Source organism: Pseudomonas sp. GW821-FHT09C08 (assembly GCF_059418125.1).
In genome coordinates this window covers 1,383,007-1,404,254 of the sequence record NZ_JBWKPG010000001.1, presented here as the reverse complement: position 1 = coordinate 1,404,254, position 21,248 = coordinate 1,383,007, and the positions used below count along the sequence as shown (strand labels likewise).

The following is a 21,248-nucleotide window of genomic DNA, read 5'->3' as shown; positions in this document are numbered from 1 at the left end:
CAACGTCGCCAGTCACCACATGCACAACGGCCCACCAAAAGGCGGGCCGTTGTTTATAGCATCAGCGCAGACTGGATCAGTCCTGGCGGCTGGTCACTTCCAGCAGGTGGTAGCCAAACTGGGTTTTCACCGGGCCTTGCACGGTGTTGACCGGGGCGCTGAACACGACGCTGTCGAATTCCTTGACCATCTGGCCTGGACCGAACGAACCCAGGTCACCGCCTTGGCGGCTGGATGGGCAGCTGGAGTTGGCTTTGGCAACTTCTGCGAAATCAGCGCCGCCTTCGATTTGGGCCTTGAGTTCGTTGCACTTGTCTTCAGTGGAAACGAGGATGTGACGGGCGGTGGCTTTGGCCATGGGGATTAACTCCTTGAGTAAAAACGGTGAGCGTACCGGATTCAGGCGGTTATTTCCTGGCAAAGTTCCCGGTAAATGCCCAGTGGCTCACGCGCGGGCCATGGCGCCGCTGCGGGTCAACCATTCGATAAACAACGCAAACAGCTCCGCCTGGGAATTGATCGCGAGCTTGGTGTACAGGTTCTTGCGGTGCATGCGCACGGTTTCCGGCGAGATCCCCAGCACCTGGGCCGTGGATTTCACCGAGTGGCCGCGCAGGATCAAGTGCGCGATCTCGCGCTCGCGCACGGTCAGCACGCCACTGGCAAACCCCATGAACGCCGCCTCGATTTGCTGGTGCGCCTGGGTCTGGGTAAACCCTTCATCACGGATCACCTTGGCCAGGCCCCCGGTGGTGCCAAAGCGGCGCAGCAATTCGCGGACCATGGCCTGGGTGGCCTGCTGCAACGCCAGTTGCGCGTCGCTGAACTGCCCGGCGCTGAGGCCCTGGAACATGCACAGCGAGATCTTGCTCTGTGGCCCCAGGTCGACAATGTAGTAACTCTCCTGGGCACCGCCGCTGCGCAGGTAGTAGGTCTTGTAGTACTCGCTGTTGAAAAAATCGTCCGGGGCGATCTGGGCCAAGTGATAGAAGCCCTCGGCCAGGCCCTTGTCGACTGCCAGGCAGAACGGGTCCAGCAGGTAGCCGCGTGAGAAGTAGCGGTGGATGATTTCGTCCTGATAGGCGCGGGGAATACCCTGCTGATAGAGCAAGTGCGGGGCCAGGCCCTGGCGCTCCAGGCTGATCATCATCGATTCGATGGGCGTGAGCACACACAGCGCGCTGGCCAGGTGTTCGAGGAAGCACGCCTCGTCCACATGGATCAGTGCCTGGGCCAGGGCGCGGTGCCAGGCTTCCAGTTGCTGCAGGGTCGGGTCGGGGGCTGTCGTCATGCTGGCCAGTCTACCCGCAGGCCAACCCCCAGGCAAAAACGCCGAGACAGGCTCGGCGTTGAAGTTCATTGGCCCTGGTACTCGCCCGTCTGGCGCAGTTCGGCGGCGGTGTCGAGGATGCATTGGCGCAGGGTCTCGACCACCTCGTCGACCTGGGCATGGGTGATGATCAGCGGCGGTGACATCACATTCAAGTGACCGATGGGGCGTACCAACAAGCCCTTGGCCTGGGCGCGAAGATGGATTTTTTCGCCGATATTGACCGCGTCCGGCAGCAGCGCCTTGGTGCGTTTGTCGGCGACAAACTCGATGCAGGCCATCAGGCGCTGGCAGCGGATATCGCCCACCAGTGGCAAATCGACCAGGGTTTGCAGGCGTTGCTCCAGGTACACCCCGACATCTTCCACATGCGCCAGCAGGTTTTCGCGCTCGATGATCTCGATATTCTTCAGCGCCGCCACGCAACTCACCGGGTGGCCGCTGTAGGTGAAACCGTGGGTAAAGCAACGGCCCTTGCCCGGCTCGCCGATCACCTGCCAGATGCGCTCGGAGAAAATACACGCGCCCAATGGCAGGTAGCCGGAAGTCAGGCCCTTGGCGGTGGTGATGATGTCCGGTTGCATGCCAAATACGTCCTCGGAGGCAAAAAACGCACCGAGGCGTCCGAAGGACGTCACCACCTCATCGGCCACGTACAGCAAGTCGTAGCGCTGACAGATCTCCCACATGCGCCGGTGGTAGCCCTTGGGTGGAATGATCACGCCACCCGACCCCATGATCGGCTCGGCAAAAAACGCTGCGACGTTGTCCGCGCCCAGGGTAAGGATCTTGTCTTCGAACTCGTTGACCAGGCTGTCGAGAAACTCCGCCTCGCTCATCCCCTGTGGCGCCCGGTAGTAATTGGGGCAGGCGATGTGGTGGAACAGGTCGCTCATGAAATCGAATTCCGGCGCGCGGTCGGCGGCCTTGTTGCCGATCGACATGGTCAGGAACGTGCTGCCGTGGTACGCGCTGAAGCGCGAAATGATGTGTTTCTTGGCCGGCTTGCCACGGCTGTTCTGGTAGAACTGCACCAGCCGGTAGGCGGTGTCCACCGCCGTTGAACCGCCGGTGGTCAGAAACACATGGTCGAGGTCGCCGGGGGCCAGGCTGGCAAGCTTGGCGCACAGCTCGATGGCGGTGACATTGGCCATGTCGCAGAACGGGTTGGAATAGGCCAGCTGACGCACCTGATTGGCAATGGCCTCGGCCATTTCCTCGCGGCCCAGGCCGATATTCGTACACCACATGCCGCCGACCGCGTCCAGGTAGCGATTGCCCTGGGTGTCGTAGATGTAGGCCCCGTCGCCGGCGGCAATATTCAGCGAGCCCTGTTCACGGTGCTCGTCGAACATATGGAAACCGTGCATGTAGTGAGCTTTGTCGGCGGCGTCCAGCTTGGCATTGTCGAACTGGGCGAAGAAAGCAGGATTTGGCAGAGTCATGGCATTTACCTTCAATGGCTGGTTTTCACTTGCCGGTCTTCACGGCATTCCAGGTACGGGTGATCAGGCGCACGGCGGCCGGTGGCTGGCTTTTTTGCGTGAACAGGCGCTGCAGGGTCGCGGCGTCGGGGTAGATCGCCGGGTTGTCGCGGATATCGGCATTCACCAGCGGCTTGGATGCCAGGTTGCTGTTGGCGTAATGGATGGTGTTGCTCACGCCGGCCATGGTCGCGGGCTGCAGGAGAAATTCGATGAATTTGTGGGCATTGGCGACATGCGGCGCATCCGCCGGGATATAGAAGTTATCGAACCAGATCAGCGAGCCTTCCTGGGGAATGAAGTAGTCCAGGTTGATCTTCGCCCCGGCCTCTGTCGCGCGCGCCTGGGAGGTGGCGTAATCGCCGGACCAGGTGGTGGCCAGGCACAGATCGCCGTTGGCCAGGCCGTTGATGAAACCGCTGGAGTCGAATTTGCGAATGTACGGTCGCACGGCCATCAACACCGCCTGGGCCGCCTTGAGGTCTTTGGGCGCGACACTGTTCGGGTCCAGGTGCAGATAGGTCAGGGCCAGCGGGATCATGTCGGTGGGCGAATCCATGAAGGTGATGCCGCAGTCGGCAAATCGCGACACGATCTTCGGATCGAAAATCATCGCCAGCGAACCGATCGGCGCATCCGGCATGCGCGCCTTGATCATGTCGACGTTATAGGTCACGCCATTGCTGCCCCAGGTATAAGGCGCGGAATAGGTGACACCCGGGTCATGGGCTTCCAGGTGCTTGAGTACCAACGGGTCGAGGTTTTTCCAGTCGGGCAGTTGCGTTTTGTCCAGTGGCTGGAACACCTTGCCCTGGATCAGCAGCGGCACCAGCGAGGCGTTGAGCAAGGCCAGGTCATAACCGGAACGTCCGGAGAGCAACTTGCCCTGCACGGTCTCGTAGGAATCGTAGGTGTCGTAGATCACCTTGATCCCCGTGGCCTTCTCGAAGTCGGCCAGGGTGGTCTCGCCGATATAATCCGCCCAGTTGTAGATACGCAGGGTGTTGTCCGCGGCGTCTGCGGCCTGGCTCAGGGCCGGCAAGGCCAGCAATACGGTGCTGAGCAGGGCGATAAAGGCTTTATGCATGGGGACCCACCTTGTGTTGTGCTGTTATCAGGCGAAGGGACTGATGGCACTGTCAGGCAGGTGGCGGGCAGGGCGCCATACCCCGTTCGGGTAGGGCGCCGGATTCAGGGCAGGACGATATAGTCGTTGCGCTGGATGATCGGCCGGTGCGGGCCCTGCACCAGGTGCAGGTAGCGGCCGTCCACGAGGTCGATGGGCAGGCAGTCGTCGATATCCAGCACGCCGTCGGTGTGAGCCTGGGACCAATGGCGCAGCATCTGTTGCTTGCCCTGGCGGGTGGCGTCCTGTTTGTTGCGCGCGACTACCAGCAGGTAATGATGGGCCTCGCCGAAGCTGTTGGCTTCATAACCGCCGAGGTTGATGAAATACAGGTGATGCGCTCCCGCCTCGGGAGCCAGGTGGCTGAGTTCGACCTTCCAGCCGTCGACGCCATCCACTGCCATCCATGAATCGATATGCACGCCCTTGGGGCTGCCGAACCAGCCGTCGCGCAGTTGCGGGTAGGTGGCTTCCAGCGTGTCCGCCGCAGCGAACACCACATCATGCACTTCAATTTTCGCCCTGGGGTGCTTGCCCCCGAGCATCACGACAAACAGCATTGCAGGTCCTTCCTGGCGACTTGGCAGAGCGCAACCATACTTCGATTGAACCCTTTTGTCCGGCCAATGCCACACTGTTAATCCGCACACTCATCAGGAGATTGTCATGCGTACCATTGATCTGGCGGGCGTTCCCGTCCCTGTCGTAGGCCAGGGCACCTGGCGCATGGGCGAGGATCCAGACCAGCACCGCGCTGAAGTCGCGGCGTTGCAACTGGGCATCGACGAGGGCCTGACCCTGATCGATACCGCCGAAATGTACGGCGAGGGCGGCGCCGAAACGGTGGTCGGCGAGGCCATCCGCGGCCGGCGTGACCAGGTGTTCCTGGTGAGCAAGGTCTACCCGCACAATGCCAGCCAGAAGGGTATCCCGCGTGCGTGCGAAGCCAGTCTCGCGCGCCTGGGTACCGACTATATCGATCTGTATCTGTTGCACTGGCGTGGCCAGTACCCGCTTGAAGAAACCGTCGAGGCCTTCGAACGTTTGCGCGAGGCGGGCAAGATCGGCCGCTGGGGTGTCTCCAATTTCGACGTGGCCGACTTGCAGGAACTTGCATCCCCGGCCTGCGCGACCAACCAGGTGCTCTACAACATCGAAGAGCGTGGTATCGAATTCGACCTGCTGCCGTGGTGGCAACAACATCACTTGCCGTTGATGGCGTACTGTCCGATTGCCCAAGGCGGAGCGTTGTTGTCCAGCACGACCCTCAAGCAGATTGCGCGCCGTCATCAGGTCTCACCCGCCCAGGTCGCCCTGGCCTGGGTGTTGCGCCAGGACGGCGTGATCGCCATCCCCAAGGCGGTCACCCCTGAGCACGTACGGCTCAACGCCGCTGCAGCCAAGCTGGTGCTGGACGAGCATGACCTTGACGCCATCGACCGCGTGTTCGGCGCCCCCAAGCGCAAGCACCCGTTGGCCATGGTCTAGCCACCTGGCCGCAACGGCGCCGTCCCTGGCTGCCGTTGCGGCACGGGTTGCCTCAGCCCGCTACCGGGCTGCGCCAGTCATCCGATCCGGACGTGCCAGAGACTTCGTGCGTCCAGACGATCTTGCGATAGGTGAAGTACACCTCCTCAAGATGAGTGAAGTGGGCATTGTCCGGGTCCTGGCAATTGGGCATGCGTGACTGGATATCGACGATGGTCGCGCCTTCAAGCTCAATGGTGAAGTAATGCTCCTGGGTGCCGGCCGAGGACGTGCGCAGCCATTCCAGCCGGCACTTGACCTCCTCGCCGCTGGTCAACGCGCTGAACAGCAGTGGTGAGGACTTATCGAACACCTTGCTGATCATCAGGGGCTTGTGGACCCTCTGGCCCGTTGGCTGGCCGGACTGCGGATCACGGGGAATGATCACCTGATGAGAAAAGGCCTGCACCAGAATCTGGTCCTCATGGCCTTCCTGATAAATATTGCCTACCGAGTCCTGGGTGAATGTACCTGCCGTTATCAAACCTTGCTTGACGCCGGTGATGGAAAGATACGCGGGTGTTGGCATGACGGTTTCCTTGCCTGATTGATGAGGTAGTTCCAACGGGCAAGTGCGCCGGTCGGAGACATACCCTTAACAAGAAGCGTGCCGGAAAGTGCGAGGGCCAATGAAAGTAATGACCTGGCAGGTTCTTGATCGAACTATTGAGTCAACAGGGGTGTTTTTAAGCGGTTTTAAGTGAGGTGTGTTGCGCATAAGTGCGCAATTAGTTGCTCATAGGCTTTGTATAAGCTGCATTTGGGGTAGGGGCGGAAGTTACGGCTTGGATGCTTGTTTACCTGTGCAATCTGCTGCGCATGCCTCAATTTACAAGGGTTGTAGGAAATTCCTTAAGTGCACTTCCCTCGCTTGCTGGATGTTCAATGCGTGGCTAAGGTTTGCGAACTTCGTTGCGAATCGAGCGAAGGTCAGGTGGCATTCTGATGCACGAATTTAATGTGCTTAGTTGGCCTTTTCTGTCTTTGGTAGTTGTGCGCGGTGCTCAATGTCTTATTCGGACAAGTTGTGTGATCATTATCTTGAAGTCGCAAAAATGCCGTGCTCGCAAACAAGTTTTGCTGGCAGCGACATGCGCTTTTCGAATGAGTATGACGCGCTCGAGACCGAGTTGGAGAAGGCGCAATCGCTGCACGGCAGCGGCCAGCCCGATTGGCACAAGGTCCTCGAAATCAGTGAGTCGCTGTTGTGTCGCCAGTCCAAGGATCTGCGCGTAGGCGTCTGGTTGACCTGGGCATTGCATCAGCGTGACTCCTTCCCCGGGTTGCTGGCCGGTCTCGGGTTGTTGCGTTATCTCTGCGAGCAGCACTGGGCGGCGCTGTATCCTGCAAAGCTGCGCACCCGGAGCGCAGCGCTGCGTTGGTTGGTATTACGGCTTGAGCCGTTGTTTGCGCAGAGTGTATCGGTACAGAGCCAGCAGCCGTTGTTTCACTGCGTACTCGAACAATTGGTGCGGCTCGATGAACTGTGGACCGAACACCTGGGAGATGACGCGCCGCTGTTGCTGCCGATTCGCCGACAACTGACGCAGCGATTGGAACGCGTTGCACACGATGAGCCGCAGGCTGCCGGGTTGAGCGGTGCGATTGCCCAGGTCAAGCAGGCCACCACTCAACTGCTGAAGCCCGAGGCAGTGGTGGAGAACGAAAAACAAGCGCACAGAGTGTTGCGCACCTTGCAGGAGCAAGCTCGTCCCTTGTGTGCCTGGTGGTTGCGACAGAGCGCCACCGACCTGCGGGCATTACGCCTGAATCGAACCTTGGCATGGCTGGCGCTGGTCAGTTATCCGGACGCCGACAACCAGCACGTCACCTCATTGCGCGGACTGGCCCCCGACAAACTCACACGATTCCAGGAGCGTTTTGCCCAAGGGCATCACGCCGACCTGATGCTCGAACTTGAGGCCAGCCTCGCCGGTGCCATGTTCTGGTTCGACGGGCTGCATAGGCTCTGGCAATGCCTGGAGGCGCTGCAGGCGGATCAGGCCATGACCGAGCTGGAAGTGTCTTTTGCCTTGTTGCTGCAACGCTTGCCCAACCTGCCCGAGTATCGCTTTCACGACGGCACACCGTTCGCCGACACGGCAACCCGCGATTGGATCGCGCTGCAGGTAACCCGTCACCTGCGCAGGCCTGAGTCACCGGCAGTCGCGGCCGATGTCGATGCCGAACCTTGGGAGAAGGCCTTGCAGGAGGCGGTGCCCAGGCTGCGCAAGGACGGGCTCAAGAGTGTCATCCCTGTGTTCAAGCAGGGCATGCACGGCGCCCACAGTGATCGTGCCCGGTTTCATTGGCGTCTCGCACAGGCTCGCGTGTGTGTACACGCGGGCAAGCATGAGCTGGCAAAGATCCAGCTCGAATACCTCGATCACGAGTTGCAACGGTCGGCGCTTGAGCGCTGGGAGCCGCAGTTGGCACTGCAGGTGGCCCAGCTCCTGCACCGCTGCTGCGACCTGATGCCACAAAACCACGCCGTGCGCGAGCGCAAGGAAGACACCCATCGCAGGCTGTGCCTCTTCGATCTTGAAGCGGTACTTGAATAGGCTTTCGAGCCACTTGAAAACGGAGCAGCACCATGGCCAAAGACGGTTCGGTAGCACCCAAGGAACGTATCAATATCACCTTCAAGCCAGCTATCGGTGGGGCGCAGGAAGAGGTTGAGCTGCCGCTCAAGCTGCTGGTCCTCGGTGATTTCACCCAGCGTGAAGACTTGCGCAAGCTTGAAGACCGCAAGCCCGTCGCACTCGACAAGAACACGCTCGACGAGGTGCTGGCCAAGCAGGCACTGAGCCTGACGCTGAATGTACCCAACCGGCTCCAGGAAGGCGACGACGCCGCCGAGTTGGCCATCCAGGTGCGTATCAACACCATGAAGGATTTCAACCCTGCGAACCTGGTCGAGCAGATTCCCCAGCTGCACAAGTTGATGGCGTTGCGTGAGGCGCTCATGGCGCTCAAGGGACCGTTGGGTAATACGCCAAGCTTTCGCAAAGCCATCGAGCAGGCCCTGGCCGATGACGTTTCCCGCGCAAGGGTATTGGCAGAGCTAGGGCTGAACAGCCCCACCGCCTGACATTCTCAGTTAAAAGGACACTGACAGCATGACCACCCAACAGAACGCGACGCCTGCACACGCCGTGGATGAATACAGCATCCTCGACAACATCATTGCCCAGACTTTGCTCGGCGCCGACGACGAAGCCTACGGGATTGCCAAGCGGGGCGTCTCGGCGTTTATCGAAGAACTGATCAAGCCGCAGAACAGCGGCGAGCCGGTCAAGAAACGTTTGGTCGACCGCATGATCGCCGAGATCGACACGAAGCTCAGCCAGCAAATGGACGAGATCCTGCACCACCCGGATTTTCAGGCGCTGGAAGCCGCTTGGCGCGGCTTGCAGTTACTGGTCGAGCGCACCGACTTCCGTGAAAACATCAAGATCGAACTGCTGAACGTCTCGCGGCAGGACCTGCTGGATGATTTCGAAGACTCACCGGAAGTCACCCAGTCGGGGTTGTACAAGCATATCTACAGCGCTGAATACGGCCAGTTTGGTGGTCAACCGGTGGGCGCGGTGATCGCCAACTACTTTCTTTCCCCCAGTGCGCCCGACGTGAAGCTGATGCAATACGCTTCCAGTGTGGCCTGCATGGCCCACGCGCCTTTTATCGCTGCCGCCGGGCCGGGCTTTTTTGGCCTGGAAAGCTTCACCGGCCTGCCTGACCTCAAGGATCTCAAAGACCATTTCGAAGGTCCGCAGTTTGCCAAATGGCAAAGTTTTCGCCAGAGCGAAGACTCGCGCTACATCGGATTGACGGTGCCGCGCTTTCTGCTGCGCACGCCTTACGATCCCCTTGAATGCCCGGTCAAGACCTTCGCGTACCAGGAAAATGTGGTGAACAGCCACGAGCACTATCTGTGGGGCAATACGGCCTATGCCTTCGCCACCCGGTTGACCGACAGCTTCGCGCGCTTTCGCTGGTGCCCGAATATCATCGGGCCGCAAAGCGGAGGGGCCGTGGAAGACTTGCCGTTGCATCACTTCCATAGCATGGGTGAAATCGAAACCAAGATTCCCACCGAAGTATTGGTGTCTGACCGGCGTGAATACGAGCTGGCGCAAGAGGGCTTCATTGCCCTGACGATGCGCAAGGGCAGCGACAACGCCGCGTTCTTCTCCGCCAGCTCGGTGCAGAAACCCAAGCAGTTCGGTATCAGCGCTGAGGGCAAGGACGCCGAGCTGAATTATCGCCTGGGTACCCAACTGCCCTACATGATGGTGGTCAACCGCCTGGCCCATTACCTGAAGGTCTTGCAGCGTGAGCAACTGGGTTCGTGGAAGGAGCGCACCGACCTGGAGCTGGAGCTCAACAAGTGGATTCGCCAGTACGTCGCCGACCAGGAAAACCCCAGTGCCGAAGTGCGTGGGCGGCGTCCATTGCGGGCGGCACGCGTCGTTGTCAGTGACGTCGACGGTGAGCCTGGCTGGTATCGCGTGAACCTCAGCGTGCGACCGCACTTCAAGTACATGGGGGCGGATTTCACCCTGTCGCTTGTTGGCAAGCTCGATAAAGCATGAGCAGGGGGCAGGGGATGACCCACAACCGAAGCCTGTTCGAACGCCTTGATCGCCCGGCAACTGCGCCAGTTTGCGGCGTGACGTCTGTAGCAGCCCACCTGGGGAAAATGCTCAGCATCCGCGCGGGCAGCGTTCTGACACTGGCGGACTATGGGTTGCCCGACCTCAATGATATGAACCAGAGCCTGCATGAGTCATTGAGCCAGTCGCGCCTGCTGATCGAGCGGTTTATCCGTGCTTATGAGCCGCGGTTAAAGGAGGTGCGGGTCATCGCGCTGCCACGGGATCACGACCCGTTGGCACTGGCATTTGTCATTGAGGCGGTGATGACGGGCGCAGGGGGCAAGCAACCGGTGGTTTTTACCGCGCGGCTGCGTAATGCCGGGCAGGTCGAGGTCTTGCCGGATGTCCTTTAATCGCTATTACCAGAGCGAGCTCAGTGCGCTGCGTCAACTGGGGCGACGTTTCTCCGAGCGCAATCCGGCGCTCGCACCGTTTCTTGCCGAGCCCGGCCAGGATCCGGATGTCGAGCGGTTGCTGGAGGGTTTTGCGTTTCTCACGGGGCGCCTGCGGCAGAAACTGGACGACGAGTTGCCGGAGCTGACCCATTCCCTCATGCACTTGTTGTGGCCCAACTACATGCGGCCGATGCCTGCTTTCAGCATCCTGCAGTTTGATCCGCTGAAGCATGCGGGGCCGGGAGTGAGTGTTGCGCGGGATACACCGGTCGAAAGTGCGGCCATCAACGGCGAGCGCTGTCGCTTCCGTACCTGTTACGCCACACAGGTCCTGCCGCTGCAACTGAGCGCTGTGGACTATAGCGTACAGGGCCAGCAGGGCCGGTTAAGCCTGCGCCTGGAGATGAGTGCCGAAGGCAATTTCAGTGAGTGGACCTTCGATCAATTGCGCCTGCACCTGGCCGGCGATCGCTATCTCGGCCAAGGGTTGTACCTGGACCTGTTGCGCCATCTCGAAGGTATCGAGGTGTTGCCCTTCGGCCAGGATGGCTTGCCGGTCTGCGACGTTGATGGCCAGGCGCTCGCGCTGCGGCTCGGTGCCGACCAGGTGAGCCCGGTGGGATTCAGCGAGGAGCACGCGTTGATTCCCTACCCGATGAATACCTTCCGCGGGTATCGCCATTTGCAGGAGTACTTCGCCTTTCCTGACAAATACCTGTTTGTCGACGTCGGTGGGCTGAATGCGCTGCGCAGCTTGCCGCCAGAGCAGCTCAGGCAGGTGCGTGGGGTGGTGATGCGTTTCGAGCTGCGCAATCCGTGCCATGGGCCCCGGCACCCCACGTTGGAGAATGTGAAGCTGTACTGCACGCCGATCGTCAACCTGTTCAAGCATGACGCGGTGCCCATCCGCCTGGACGGCAAACAGGACGAGTACCTGCTGATTCCGGGGGAATATTCGCGCGAACACGCCTGTGTGTTTTCCGTGGACAGCATCACCGGTTGGCAGCCCGGCGGGCAGGGGTATCGGACCTACGTACCGTTCGAGTCCTTCGAGCATGACGGCGCGACCGAGGCATCCAAGGCGTCACCCAGCTACAGCATCCGCCAACGCCCATCCGCACAGCACGCCGGGCTCGATACCTGGCTGGGGTTCGACAGGGCGCCGGAGCACGATCAGGAAACGCTGTCTATCGAGTTGACCTGTACCAACCACAACCTGCCCAGGCTGCTTCAGATCGGGATGATCAACCAACCGTGCGAGCAGACACCCCAAGGGTTGTCGTTTCGGAATATCAGTGCACCGACGGCGAGTTTTTCACCGCCCCTGGACCAGGACTTTCTCTGGCGGCTTATCAGCAACCTGTCGCTCAACTACCTCTCACTGAGCGACATCAATGCCCTGAGGGTCATCCTCGAAACCTATGACTTGCCGCGCTACCACGACCGGCAAGCGCAGAAGGTCAGCGAGAGACGGCTGGGCGCATTGCACTCCGTCAGGCATGTGGCCGTCGACCGATTGCAGCGTGGCCTGCCGTTTCGAGGGTTACGCATCGACCTGACGATCGATCCGCAAGGCTTTCTCGGCCAGGGCGAAGTGTTTGTGTTCGCCTCGGTACTCAATGAGTTCTTCGCACTCTACGCCAGCCTGAATGCCTTCCACGAACTACGAGTCATCAGCACACAAGGAGACGTGTATCTATGGCCACCCCGGATGGGCCAGCAACCCCTGCTTTGACGGCGCTGTCCTGCGTCATCCGTGAGTACTCGCTGTTCCAGGCGGTTCTGCAGGTGATCAAGCGTCTGCGTGTTGCCCATCCGACCTTGGATGACGACGCGCTGTATGACCAGTTGGAGTTTCAGGCCAACCCGGGCCTGGGGTTTCCCGGTCACGATATTGACCGGGTGGAGTTTTTCGTTGAGCGCGGCCTGTTGCGAGCGCGGCTGCGCCTTAACGTGCTGGGCCTGTGCGGTGCCGGTTCGCCACTGCCTGCGTTTTATGGCGAGCAGGCGTTTGCCGACAGCGTAGGCGGCAACACGACGCGCGAGTTTCTCGACCTGTTTCACCATCGCCTGCAGCGGCTGATGCTGCCTATCTGGCGCAAATATCGCTATCGGGCGTGTTTCCAGGCGGGGGCGCGAGATGCTTTTTCCGAGCAGATGTTTGCCTTGATCGGCTTGCGGGGGCCGCAGATCCGCAACGCTGTGCCATTGAACTGCAAGCGGCTGCTGCCCTACCTGGGCTTGCTCAGCCTGCGCGCGCATTCGGCAGCCTTGATCGAAACGGTGCTGCGCTACTACTTCAAGCACCGTCGCGTGCACATCGAGCAATGGGTTGAACGCACGGTGGTGATTGCCGATTCACAGCGAAATCGCCTGGGTACTGCCAACAGTGTGCTGGGTGTGGACCAAGTGCTGGGAAGTCGGGTTGCCGATCGCAGCGGCAAGTTCAGGGTGCACGTGCAAGGTCTCGACTGGCAGCGCTTTCACGGGTTTTTACCCACGGGCACGGACTATCCATTGTTGTGTTCATTGGTGCGGCTGACCGCACGGGACCCTTTGGAATATGACCTGCGCCTGGTGCTGGCCAAGGAATCGATAAGGCCATTGCACCTGGGCGAACAGAACGTTTGCCACCTCGGTTGGACCAGCTGGCTGACGCATGAATGCGCTGACGGTGTGGTCATTGTGGCCAGCAACGCTAATTAGGGATGAATCATCATGATGAATGTGGACCTGCAACACCTGATCCAGACGTTGACCGCCCAAGCCCGCCAGGACCTTGCCCGTTCAGCCGAGCGTTGTGTGGCTCGCGGCGGCACGCAAGTGCTGGTGGAAGACTTGCTGTTGGCCTTGCTGGACGATCACGAAGGCCTTCTGATGCAAGCGTTGGCGGATGCAGGGATCGACGCCGGCGAGCTGCGAGCCACCTTGCAACCCAAGGGCGAGTCGAGCGCGTCACGCAACCCGGTATTTGCCCTGGCCCTGGTGCAATGGCTGCAACAAGCCTGGATGGTTGCCCAACTGGAGCTCAAACACACCGAAGTTGATCATGGCGCCCTGTTGCTGGCGCTGTTGCGCCATCCGTTGGAGCACGCAGGCAGTGGCTATCAGGCGGTGCTGAGCCGATTGGACACGCGGCGTGTGCAGGATTTTCTGATGGCCCAGGCGCCTCGGCGTCCCTGCGCACCGAATGGCGAATCCTTGCTGGAACGCTTTACCCATGACCTGACGCGGCAGGCCCAGGACGGGCGTATCGACCCGGTGTTGTGTCGCGATGCCGAGATCCGGCAACTGATCGACATCCTTGTGCGCCGGCGCAAGAACAACCCGATTCTTGTCGGCGAAGCCGGGGTGGGGAAAACCGCAGTTGTCGAAGGCCTCGCCTTGCGTGTGGTCAGCTCGCAGGTGCCCGAACCTCTCAAGGGTGTACGAGTGCTGACGCTGGACCTGGGCTTGCTCCAGGCCGGTGCCAGTATCAAGGGTGAGTTCGAACGGCGCCTCAAGGGTGTGATCGATGAGATCAACGCGTCGGCGCAACCGGTGATCCTGTTTATCGACGAGGCTCATACGTTGGTCGGGGCGGGCGCCCAGGCCGGGTCCTCGGACGCGGCCAACCTGCTCAAGCCGGCCCTGGCGCGTGGCGAGTTGCGCACCATCGCCGCGACCACGTGGAGGGAATACAAACAGTACTTTGAAAAGGATCCAGCGCTGGCACGGCGTTTTCAGCCCGTGCTCATCGGTGAGCCGAGTGTCGACCAGGCGGTTTCGATCCTGCGCGGATTGGTGCCGGTGTATGAGCGCAGCCATGGGGTCTACGTTCGTGACGATGCCGTCGTTGCGGCTGCACAGTTGAGCGCCCGTTACCTGGCAGGGCGTCAGTTGCCGGACAAGGCGGTGGATGTGCTGGACACTGCCTGTGCACGCTTGCGCACCAGCCGGGACAGCGCGCCCGAAGTGTTGCAACGCCTGTATGCCGAACAGGCGGCAGGTGCGCTGCAACACCAGGCGTTGAGCCGTGACAGGGACACCGGGCTTGTCGTCGATGAACAGGCCTTGCAGGCGTTGAACCTGCGCATGACGGCAGTGGAATGCGAGCGGCAGCCGCTGGAGCAACAGTGGCTGGAGCGGCAAGCGTCTGCGCAACACGTGTGCCCGCGCCTGGTCGCGCAGGTCATCAGCGCCTGGACCGGCATCCCCGTTGAACAGCTGGCCCTTGAGACCAATGAGCGGGTTATGGGGTTTGCCGACGCGTTGCGTTCGCGCCTCCTTGGCCAGGAGCAAGCCGTACAGGCCCTTGATCGCAACCTGCGCGCGGTGGCCGCCGGGCTCAACAAGGTCGACGCACCCGTCGGGGTGTTCCTGCTGGTGGGCCCGAGTGGCGTGGGCAAGACCGAGACGGCCCTGGCCCTTGGTGACCTGCTGTACGGCGGCGAGCGTTTCGTCACCACCCTCAACATGACCGAGTATCAGGAAAAACATGCGCTGTCGCGGCTGATTGGCGCACCACCTGGCTATATCGGCTATGGCGAGGGCGGGGTGCTCACGCAAGCCGTGCGTCAACGTCCGTATTCAGTGGTGCTGCTCGATGAGGTGGAGAAAGCCGACCCGGACGTGTTGAACCTGTTCTATCAGATTTTCGACAAGGGGCTGGCCAATGACGGCGAAGGGCGAGAGGTGGATTTTCGCAACACATTGTTCCTGATGACCTCCAACCTCGGCAGTGAGGCCGTCGGCGACTTGTGCGCGGATGGCCGGCGCCCGGATGTGCAGGTGCTGCAAGACGCGCTTGAACCGCTGCTGCGTGCCCACTTCAAGCCTGCACTGCTGGCGCGGATGCGGGTGGTGCCGTACTACCCGCTCACCGGTGAGCTGCTGCATGAAATGGCCCGGCTCAAGTTGGAGCGCCTCGGGCAAAGGCTGCAACTGCGCAAGCTCGCCTTCAGCTACACGCCTGAGCTGGTGGCGCACATGGCTGAGCGTTGTACCCATGGTGACAGCGGTGCCCGCTATATCGATCAATGGATCGAGATCCACTTGCTGCCACAGGTGGTGGATCGGTTGCTGGAGGCCATGGCCAGTGGCGAGCCCCTGTCGCGGGTGCATGCCGGACTGGGCAGCCGTGGCGAGCCCAGCTGCGAGTTCAGCCAATGACGGATGACCGCTTGAACCCGCTGACCCATCCCGTGGCCTACGCCGAGGCGCTGCTGGCGTGGTTCGCGCGCCTGGGCATCGATGGCGACGAGACGACGTTGGCGGGTCTGTGTGTCGAGGCGGCCGCGCAACTGAGTCAGTGCGAACTCAGCCAATTGTATTGGCGCGACGAGACAACCGGCGGACTGCGCCTGATGGCCGAGCATTTGCCTGCGGGGCTGCTGGCCGCCGGGCCGGTTTTAAACGCGGACTCCGAGGGTGAGCAAGTGCTGCAGCATGTGCTCAGTCAGCGAAAGGGCCTTTGCATTGATGACCTGCCGGCCAGCGTCTACGACACCGGGTTCTTGCCCGCGATGGCGACGCCTTGGCATTCATTGTTGTGCGTGCCGCTGTTCAACCGGCAGAAGACCCTCGCGGGCGTATTGCTGTGTGCGAGCCACCACTCGAAACCATTGCACGACTACAGCGTGTCCCTCGGTCATCTGGCGAGCTTTGCCTTGATGCAACTGGCGTTGCTGCGACGGATGCGCACTGCGCAAAGTGTCGCGCAGCCGCAGGACTGTGCGCCCGTTCCTCGCGCGGCGTTGGGCTTGATCGGCAACAGCACGGCCATGGATGCCACCTGTCGACTGATCGCCAAGGTGATGGGGACCCCATACACGGTGCTGCTGCGCGGCGAAACCGGTACCGGCAAAGAGGTGGTGGCACGCGCCATCCATGCCGCCGGGCCGCGCAGCAGCAAGGCTTTTGTGGTGCAAAACTGCGCGGCCGTTCCGGAAGGCCTGCTGGAAAGCGAACTGTTCGGTTACCGCAAGGGCGCCTTCACAGGCGCCGAACGCAACCACGCAGGGCTGTTTGATACGGCGCACGGCGGCACTCTGCTCCTGGACGAGATCGGCGATATGCCGCTTTCGCTGCAGGCCAAACTGTTGCGGGTGTTGCAGGAGGGTGAAATTCGCCCATTGGGGTCCACAGCGGCGCATAAAGTCGATGTACGCATCATTGCCGCGACCCATCGCGACCTCGCCGCGATGGTGGCGCTGGGGACCTTTCGCGAAGACCTGTACTACCGGCTGGCGCAATTTCCGATTGAACTGCCGGCCCTGCGTGAGCGTGATGGCGATGTACTGCTGCTGGCGCGTGATTTCACGCAACAGGCCTGCACTGCCCTGGGGCGCGCGCCCGTGGAGTGGTCGAGTGCTGCGCTGGATCAGCTCTCCAGGCATGGTTTTCCCGGCAATGTGCGCGAACTCAAATGCCTGGTGGAGCGCGCGGTGCTGCTCTGTGACGACGGCGTGATCCTGCCGGAGCACCTGTCCTTGTCAGCGGTGCCCACCGATGAACCCGCCGACACCACGTTGCGCCAACGCCTGGAGAGGGTGGAGCGCGTATTCCTGATCGACTGCCTGCACAAGAACCGTGGCAATCGCACGCGTACCGCTCGCGAGCTGGGCGTCGCGCGCCGCACGCTGCTCTATCGGCTGGCGCGCCTGAAGATTCCCATGGGCGATGCCCGCGAGGAGGGCTGAATGAGTGCGTGCGCATACCTGATTTCCCTGGGAGGAACCTGATGCCTTTTCGTTCATGGCAAGCCGTGGTGCTTGTGTTGTGTTTGCTGGGTGGCTGCAACGCCAATTATGTCTTTGATGATGCTGACTATCGTCCGTTGGGTGATCCCCAGGCGGCCCGTCGCGGCCATTGAACAGGGAGGTCCTGCAATGCAATTAGTGCTTGAAGTGTGTGAAGCCGCGAGGGGTGAGTTGCCGGCGCGCAAAACGTTTGACGGCATCGGCGGCGTGATCGGTCGTGGCAAGGCGTGTGACTGGATCATTCCGGACACCGCGCGGTTGATTTCCAGTCACCATGGCCTGGTCAGCTACCGTGACGGTGGCTACTTCCTCACCGATATCAGCAGCAACGGTATCGGTGTGTCCGGCAGCGTGGAGCGCCTCTGCAAGGGGCAGGCGCGGTTGATCAACGAGGGCGATGTGTACCAATTGGGCGCGACGCAGATTCGAGCCCGGCTGATCGGACATCAGCGCCATCCAGGCGTCCAGGGGCAACCCATTCCCGACGATGCGTTCCTGGGGTTGGACCCACTCCAAGCGTTGGAGCGTGAACAACGCGGTGGCGAATCATCGCCGGAGCTGGACGCGTTGGACACGTGCACAGACGCGGTCGGTCACTCGATGGATCACCGGGCTGTGGACCATGACCACCTGGTCGTGCCTCAGTGGGCTGAGCCGGTCAGGGAGATTGAGTCGCCACAACCCGACAGGATTGCCCCGGCAACCACAGAGACCTTCTGGGCGCAGTTCGGCGAAGCGTTGGGCGTGCAGGTGGATACGCTCGATATTCCCGGGCGCGAAGCCCTGGCGATCAAGGCCGCCGGGTTGCTCAGGCAAACCATCGATGGTTTGCAGCAAGGCCTGCGAACCCGCGACGAGCTGTACACCGAGATGGGCCTGGATGGCTGCACTTCGGTGATGCGTCAGAACCCCTTGAAAGACTGCGGCGATCCCCAGACGGCCCTCGCGTCGCTGTTGGGTGGGGGCGATCCGCGCCAATGCCAGGCCGAGCGCGCGGTCGTCCAGGCGTGGCAGGAATTGCAAGTGCATCAACTGGCTCTGGTCGTGGCTTGCCGTACCGCCGTGCGCAGCGCATTTGCGCGCTTTGCGCCAGGCCATCTGCTGCTGTGTTTCGAACGCGAAGGTAAGCCGCGCCGTTTGCTCACCGATGGCGCGCACTGGCGCGCTTACCAACGCCACTACCGTCGGTTGAGCGACGAGGCCTGCCCGGAGGAGCCGCTATTGCGCATTGATTTTTCCAAAGCCTACACGGAGCAGGTGCGCCTGATCTCCACCCTGCACGCGGCGTACCCGGGATGATGTTCATGTATCGATTTGCATCAATGGTGGTAGCGCTGGGCCTGTTGGTCGGTTGCAGCAGCGTGTCGCCTTTTTCGACCCTGACCAAGCTGGACCTGACGTTGACGGCCAGCGACGAGGTCAACCCCGATCTTCATGGCCGTCCTTCGCCGGTGGTCGTGCATTTGCTTGAGCTGCGGCATCCCGTGGCATTCGAGCATGCCGACTTTTTCAGCCTGTATGGCCGGGCCGAACAGTCCCTGCCCAAAGACTGGGTCAGCAGCGAAGAACTGACACTGCGGCCCGGGGAGCGGTTGGCGCTCAAGCTTGGCGTTGGGCCTCACAGTCGTTACGTCGGCGTCCTGGCGGCCTATCGCGATTTGCCCCATGTGCAATGGCGGCTGGTGTTGCCGGTCATGCCAGCGCACCTGACGCGTGCCGACCTGGTGCTGGACCAGACCGGTATTCGTTTCGCCGTCCCGCACACCGACAGGCAGGAGGATTGAGATGCAGGTGCATAACGTTATCTGGCGCGAAGGCATGCTGCTCAAGCCCCAGCATTTGCAGCACAACGATCGCTACTACCATCAACAGCTCAACCGCACACGGCTACTGGCCGGTGATGCCTGGGGGTTCCTCACCCTGGAAGTCGACTTGCAGTACCTCAATCTGGGCAAGGTGGTGGTCAACCAGGCCAGCGGTGTATTGCCGGACGGCAGCCTGTTCGAGCTGAGTGGCGCGATGCAACCCCTGGTGTTGCAGGTGCCCGCCGACGCTGGCCCGCAAGCCGTGTACCTGGCCTTGCCCTTGGTGACCTTGAATCAGATTGAAGTGCGCAACCCTGGGCAAATCGATGTGCTGGCGCGCTATGTGGCCTGTGAAACCGAGATTGGCGACTCCAACGCCGGCGTCGACTCGCGCTGCCAGATCAACTGTGCACGCCCGGACCTGCGCCTGATCCTGGGAGAACAGGCCAGTGACCCGTGCTACGTGAAACTGCAGGTCGCCCAGTTGCTGGATTCGACCCGCGAAGGCGGGGTGCGGCTGGACACCGATTTTGTCCCGACGTTCATCTATCTCCACGAGGCCGGCTATGTGTCATCGTGCGTCAAGGAGGTGATCAGTCTCCTTGCAAGCCGTGGCGATGCGATCGCCGCGCGCGTCCAGGGTAATGGCACCTCCGCAGGCGCACAGGTCGGCGACTTTCTGATGCTGCAACTGATCAATCGCGCCGAATTGATTGTGCGTCACTACCTGGGCCAGACCCAGGTTCGTCCAGAGGCGGTGTACCGCGAGTTGCTCTCGATTCTCGGCGAGCTATCGACGTTTGCGACCGATAGCAAGCGTGCGCAATGGGACGTGCATTACCGGCACGCCGACCAGGGTGCGAGCTTTCGCGGCTTGATGGTCGGCTTGCGCGCCGTGCTGTCGTCGGTGCTCGAGCTGCATGCCATTGAGCTGGTGTTGCAACCGCGCCAGTACGGGGTGCTGGTCTGCCCGGTGAGTGACCTCAAGTTACTCGGGACGGCGACGTTCATCCTGGCGGCCGCCGCGCAGTGTGATGCGCAAGAGCTGCGCCATCGACTGCCCGCCCACCTGAAGATCGGCCCCGTGGAGCGCATCCGCGAACTGGTCAACCTGCATCTCGCCGGTATCAAGGTCAAGCCACTGCCGGTGGCGCCGCGACAGATTCCGTTTCATGCCAACAAGACCTATTTCATGCTCGAACTCAGTGCCCGTGACATCACGCAGTTGGAGCATTCGGGTGGTTTCGCCTTCCATGCCAGCGGCGAGTTCGCCGAGCTGGAACTCAACTTCTGGGCCATCAGGAACTGACTGCCATGAACAGGGAAAGTGAATACGCGCAGGATGAGAAAACCGTGCTGCTTGATCGCGACGGGGTCGGACCGGCGCAGGGGCCGTTGACGGATGCTCCCTCGCCACCGCGCTTCGAGCAACTGGAAGACCGGATGATCTACACCGCCCGCCTGCAGGAGGCCCAGCGCTTCAATATGGGCCCCAATGCGTTGCTGGCGGCGGCGTGGGAACTGCTGTCGCAGGTGGTACAGCTCAAGGCCAGCGCCGGGCGTGAAAACCTGCAGGCCCTCAATGAGCGGCTGTCATCCGGCGTGGCGATGTTTGAGGCGCATGCCTTGCAACAGGGCGGCGAGGCGGGCCAGGTGATGTCGGCGCGTTATGTGTTGTGCAGTGTGATTGACGAGGCGGTGGTCACCACGGCGTGGGGCAGTCGCAGTGAGTGGCCGCGGATAAGCCTGTTGAGTCGCTTTCACAATGAAACGTTTGGCGGCGAGAAATTTTTCCAGCTGCTTGAGCGGCTGTCGCGTGATCCCTTCAAGCACGTGGCGATGCTGGAGTTGATGTACCTCTGCCTGTCGATCGGCTTTGAAGGCAAATACCGTGTCATGGAGCGAGGCGGGGCCCAGCTCGATTCGGTGAGGGATGCCTTGTACCGACAGATCAAGCATGTGCGGGGTGATCGTCCCTCGATGGCGGCACCGTCCGGTGCAGCGCAGGGCCGCCATTCTCGAATACGCATGCTCTCTACCCCTGCGGTCGTGACCGTAGGGTTGGCCGCAGTGCTGGCGATGTACCTGGGTTTTGCCTGGGTACTGGGCAAGGAACGCATGACGGTGCTGCAACCTCTTCAACTGTTGGCGTCGGCTCAGGCTCGAACGCCCTTGTAACGCTG

The 21,248-nt window shown here is 61.3% G+C and carries 20 protein-coding genes; 14 read left to right on the top strand and 6 right to left on the bottom strand.

Annotated features, from left to right (window positions below; genetic code table 11):
- Positions 1-76: 76 nt before the first annotated feature.
- The 5 genes from AC07OJ_RS05890 to AC07OJ_RS05870 all read right to left on the bottom strand — a co-directional run bounded on the left by AC07OJ_RS05890 (position 77) and on the right by AC07OJ_RS05870 (position 4,500).
- Positions 77-358 (bottom strand): peptidylprolyl isomerase, encoded by a 282-nt coding sequence (locus tag AC07OJ_RS05890; protein WP_065887453.1) that lies wholly within the window; start codon positions 356-358, stop codon positions 77-79.
- 87 nt (positions 359-445) lie between these two features.
- Positions 446-1,291, bottom strand: coding sequence for a helix-turn-helix domain-containing protein (locus AC07OJ_RS05885; RefSeq protein ID WP_065907777.1), 846 nt, complete (start codon positions 1,289-1,291; stop codon positions 446-448).
- Between the two features lie 65 nt (positions 1,292-1,356).
- Entirely contained in the window at positions 1,357-2,775 is a 1,419-nt protein-coding gene (locus tag AC07OJ_RS05880) for an aminotransferase (RefSeq protein WP_106803587.1), read from the bottom strand.
- A 25-nt stretch (positions 2,776-2,800) separates the two neighbouring features.
- Entirely contained in the window at positions 2,801-3,901 is a 1,101-nt protein-coding gene (locus tag AC07OJ_RS05875; protein WP_106803588.1) for a polyamine ABC transporter substrate-binding protein, read from the bottom strand.
- Between the two features lie 104 nt (positions 3,902-4,005).
- A complete protein-coding gene (locus tag AC07OJ_RS05870; RefSeq protein ID WP_065907782.1) occupies positions 4,006-4,500 on the bottom strand; it encodes a DUF1543 domain-containing protein in 495 nt (164 codons plus the stop codon).
- 106 nt (positions 4,501-4,606) lie between these two features.
- Here AC07OJ_RS05870 and AC07OJ_RS05865 point away from each other — a divergent pair, with 106 nt between their 5' ends.
- On the top strand, positions 4,607-5,428 hold the full coding sequence (locus tag AC07OJ_RS05865; protein WP_282396925.1) for an aldo/keto reductase: 822 nt from the start codon (positions 4,607-4,609) through the stop codon (positions 5,426-5,428).
- A 52-nt stretch (positions 5,429-5,480) separates the two neighbouring features.
- On the opposite strand, the gene AC07OJ_RS05860 is transcribed toward AC07OJ_RS05865, so the two are convergent.
- Positions 5,481-5,996 carry an Hcp family type VI secretion system effector gene (locus AC07OJ_RS05860; RefSeq protein WP_106803590.1) on the bottom strand — a complete coding sequence of 172 codons (516 nt, stop codon included), beginning with the start codon at positions 5,994-5,996 and terminating at the stop codon, positions 5,481-5,483.
- 478 nt (positions 5,997-6,474) lie between these two features.
- On the opposite strand from AC07OJ_RS05860, the gene tssA reads away from it, so the two are divergent.
- The 13 genes from tssA to icmH are packed head-to-tail and all read left to right on the top strand — an operon-like array spanning position 6,475 to position 21,243.
- Positions 6,475-8,028 (top strand): type VI secretion system protein TssA, encoded by a 1,554-nt coding sequence (gene tssA / locus AC07OJ_RS05855; protein ID WP_201144958.1) that lies wholly within the window; start codon positions 6,475-6,477, stop codon positions 8,026-8,028.
- A 32-nt stretch (positions 8,029-8,060) separates the two neighbouring features.
- Positions 8,061-8,558, top strand: a complete 498-nt coding sequence (tssB, locus tag AC07OJ_RS05850) for a type VI secretion system contractile sheath small subunit (RefSeq protein ID WP_065907795.1) — start codon at positions 8,061-8,063, stop codon at positions 8,556-8,558.
- A gap of 28 nt (positions 8,559-8,586) precedes the next feature.
- Positions 8,587-10,062: a type VI secretion system contractile sheath large subunit gene (gene tssC / locus AC07OJ_RS05845; RefSeq protein WP_495094187.1), complete on the top strand. Its 1,476-nt coding sequence runs from the start codon at positions 8,587-8,589 to the stop codon at positions 10,060-10,062.
- Between the two features lie 14 nt (positions 10,063-10,076).
- Positions 10,077-10,478 (top strand): type VI secretion system baseplate subunit TssE, encoded by a 402-nt coding sequence (gene tssE / locus AC07OJ_RS05840; protein WP_495094186.1) that lies wholly within the window; start codon positions 10,077-10,079, stop codon positions 10,476-10,478.
- The gene (gene tssF / locus AC07OJ_RS05835) at positions 10,468-12,255 is read left to right on the top strand and encodes a type VI secretion system baseplate subunit TssF (RefSeq protein ID WP_495094185.1); all 1,788 of its coding nucleotides are present in this window, start codon (positions 10,468-10,470) and stop codon (positions 12,253-12,255) included. The genes tssE and tssF overlap by 11 nt, the downstream gene beginning before the upstream one ends.
- The gene (gene tssG, locus AC07OJ_RS05830) at positions 12,219-13,226 is read left to right on the top strand and encodes a type VI secretion system baseplate subunit TssG (protein ID WP_065907802.1); all 1,008 of its coding nucleotides are present in this window, start codon (positions 12,219-12,221) and stop codon (positions 13,224-13,226) included. The genes tssF and tssG overlap by 37 nt, the downstream gene beginning before the upstream one ends.
- Before the next feature lie 12 nt (positions 13,227-13,238).
- The gene (locus AC07OJ_RS05825; RefSeq protein ID WP_495094184.1) at positions 13,239-15,671 is read left to right on the top strand and encodes an AAA family ATPase; all 2,433 of its coding nucleotides are present in this window, start codon (positions 13,239-13,241) and stop codon (positions 15,669-15,671) included.
- On the top strand, positions 15,668-17,200 hold the full coding sequence (locus tag AC07OJ_RS05820) for a sigma-54-dependent Fis family transcriptional regulator (protein ID WP_495094183.1): 1,533 nt from the start codon (positions 15,668-15,670) through the stop codon (positions 17,198-17,200). Before AC07OJ_RS05825 ends, AC07OJ_RS05820 begins: the two co-directional genes overlap by 4 nt.
- A 41-nt stretch (positions 17,201-17,241) precedes the next feature.
- Positions 17,242-17,373, top strand: coding sequence for a type VI secretion protein (locus AC07OJ_RS05815; protein WP_120448844.1), 132 nt, complete (start codon positions 17,242-17,244; stop codon positions 17,371-17,373).
- 16 nt (positions 17,374-17,389) lie between these two features.
- Entirely contained in the window at positions 17,390-18,559 is a 1,170-nt protein-coding gene (gene tagH, locus AC07OJ_RS05810) for a type VI secretion system-associated FHA domain protein TagH (RefSeq protein ID WP_495094182.1), read from the top strand.
- Positions 18,560-18,564: 5 nt separating this feature from the next.
- Entirely contained in the window at positions 18,565-19,044 is a 480-nt protein-coding gene (gene tssJ, locus AC07OJ_RS05805; protein WP_065907870.1) for a type VI secretion system lipoprotein TssJ, read from the top strand.
- A 1-nt stretch (position 19,045) separates the two neighbouring features.
- Positions 19,046-20,374, top strand: a complete 1,329-nt coding sequence (gene tssK / locus AC07OJ_RS05800) for a type VI secretion system baseplate subunit TssK (RefSeq protein WP_495094181.1) — start codon at positions 19,046-19,048, stop codon at positions 20,372-20,374.
- A 5-nt stretch (positions 20,375-20,379) separates the two neighbouring features.
- On the top strand, positions 20,380-21,243 hold the full coding sequence (gene icmH, locus AC07OJ_RS05795; protein ID WP_495094180.1) for a type IVB secretion system protein IcmH/DotU: 864 nt from the start codon (positions 20,380-20,382) through the stop codon (positions 21,241-21,243).
- Positions 21,244-21,248: the final 5 nt, after the last annotated feature.

Bases quoted from the DNA above. Each gene is read 5' to 3' on its own strand.
- AC07OJ_RS05890 (WP_065887453.1), bottom strand. From the start codon at position 358: ATGGCCAAAGCCACCGCCCGTCACATCCTCGTTTCCACTGAAGACAAG.
- AC07OJ_RS05885 (WP_065907777.1), bottom strand. From the start codon at position 1,291: ATGACGACAGCCCCCGACCCGACCCTGCAGCAACTGGAAGCCTGGCAC.
- AC07OJ_RS05880 (WP_106803587.1), bottom strand. From the start codon at position 2,775: ATGACTCTGCCAAATCCTGCTTTCTTCGCCCAGTTCGACAATGCCAAG.
- AC07OJ_RS05875 (WP_106803588.1), bottom strand. From the start codon at position 3,901: ATGCATAAAGCCTTTATCGCCCTGCTCAGCACCGTATTGCTGGCCTTG.
- AC07OJ_RS05870 (WP_065907782.1), bottom strand. From the start codon at position 4,500: ATGCTGTTTGTCGTGATGCTCGGGGGCAAGCACCCCAGGGCGAAAATT.
- AC07OJ_RS05865 (WP_282396925.1), top strand. From the start codon at position 4,607: ATGCGTACCATTGATCTGGCGGGCGTTCCCGTCCCTGTCGTAGGCCAG.
- AC07OJ_RS05860 (WP_106803590.1), bottom strand. From the start codon at position 5,996: ATGCCAACACCCGCGTATCTTTCCATCACCGGCGTCAAGCAAGGTTTG.
- tssA (WP_201144958.1), top strand. From the start codon at position 6,475: ATGTCTTATTCGGACAAGTTGTGTGATCATTATCTTGAAGTCGCAAAA.
- tssB (WP_065907795.1), top strand. From the start codon at position 8,061: ATGGCCAAAGACGGTTCGGTAGCACCCAAGGAACGTATCAATATCACC.
- tssC (WP_495094187.1), top strand. From the start codon at position 8,587: ATGACCACCCAACAGAACGCGACGCCTGCACACGCCGTGGATGAATAC.
- tssE (WP_495094186.1), top strand. From the start codon at position 10,077: ATGACCCACAACCGAAGCCTGTTCGAACGCCTTGATCGCCCGGCAACT.
- tssF (WP_495094185.1), top strand. From the start codon at position 10,468: ATGTCCTTTAATCGCTATTACCAGAGCGAGCTCAGTGCGCTGCGTCAA.
- tssG (WP_065907802.1), top strand. From the start codon at position 12,219: ATGGCCACCCCGGATGGGCCAGCAACCCCTGCTTTGACGGCGCTGTCC.
- AC07OJ_RS05825 (WP_495094184.1), top strand. From the start codon at position 13,239: ATGATGAATGTGGACCTGCAACACCTGATCCAGACGTTGACCGCCCAA.
- AC07OJ_RS05820 (WP_495094183.1), top strand. From the start codon at position 15,668: ATGACGGATGACCGCTTGAACCCGCTGACCCATCCCGTGGCCTACGCC.
- AC07OJ_RS05815 (WP_120448844.1), top strand. From the start codon at position 17,242: ATGCCTTTTCGTTCATGGCAAGCCGTGGTGCTTGTGTTGTGTTTGCTG.
- tagH (WP_495094182.1), top strand. From the start codon at position 17,390: ATGCAATTAGTGCTTGAAGTGTGTGAAGCCGCGAGGGGTGAGTTGCCG.
- tssJ (WP_065907870.1), top strand. From the start codon at position 18,565: ATGTATCGATTTGCATCAATGGTGGTAGCGCTGGGCCTGTTGGTCGGT.
- tssK (WP_495094181.1), top strand. From the start codon at position 19,046: ATGCAGGTGCATAACGTTATCTGGCGCGAAGGCATGCTGCTCAAGCCC.
- icmH (WP_495094180.1), top strand. From the start codon at position 20,380: ATGAACAGGGAAAGTGAATACGCGCAGGATGAGAAAACCGTGCTGCTT.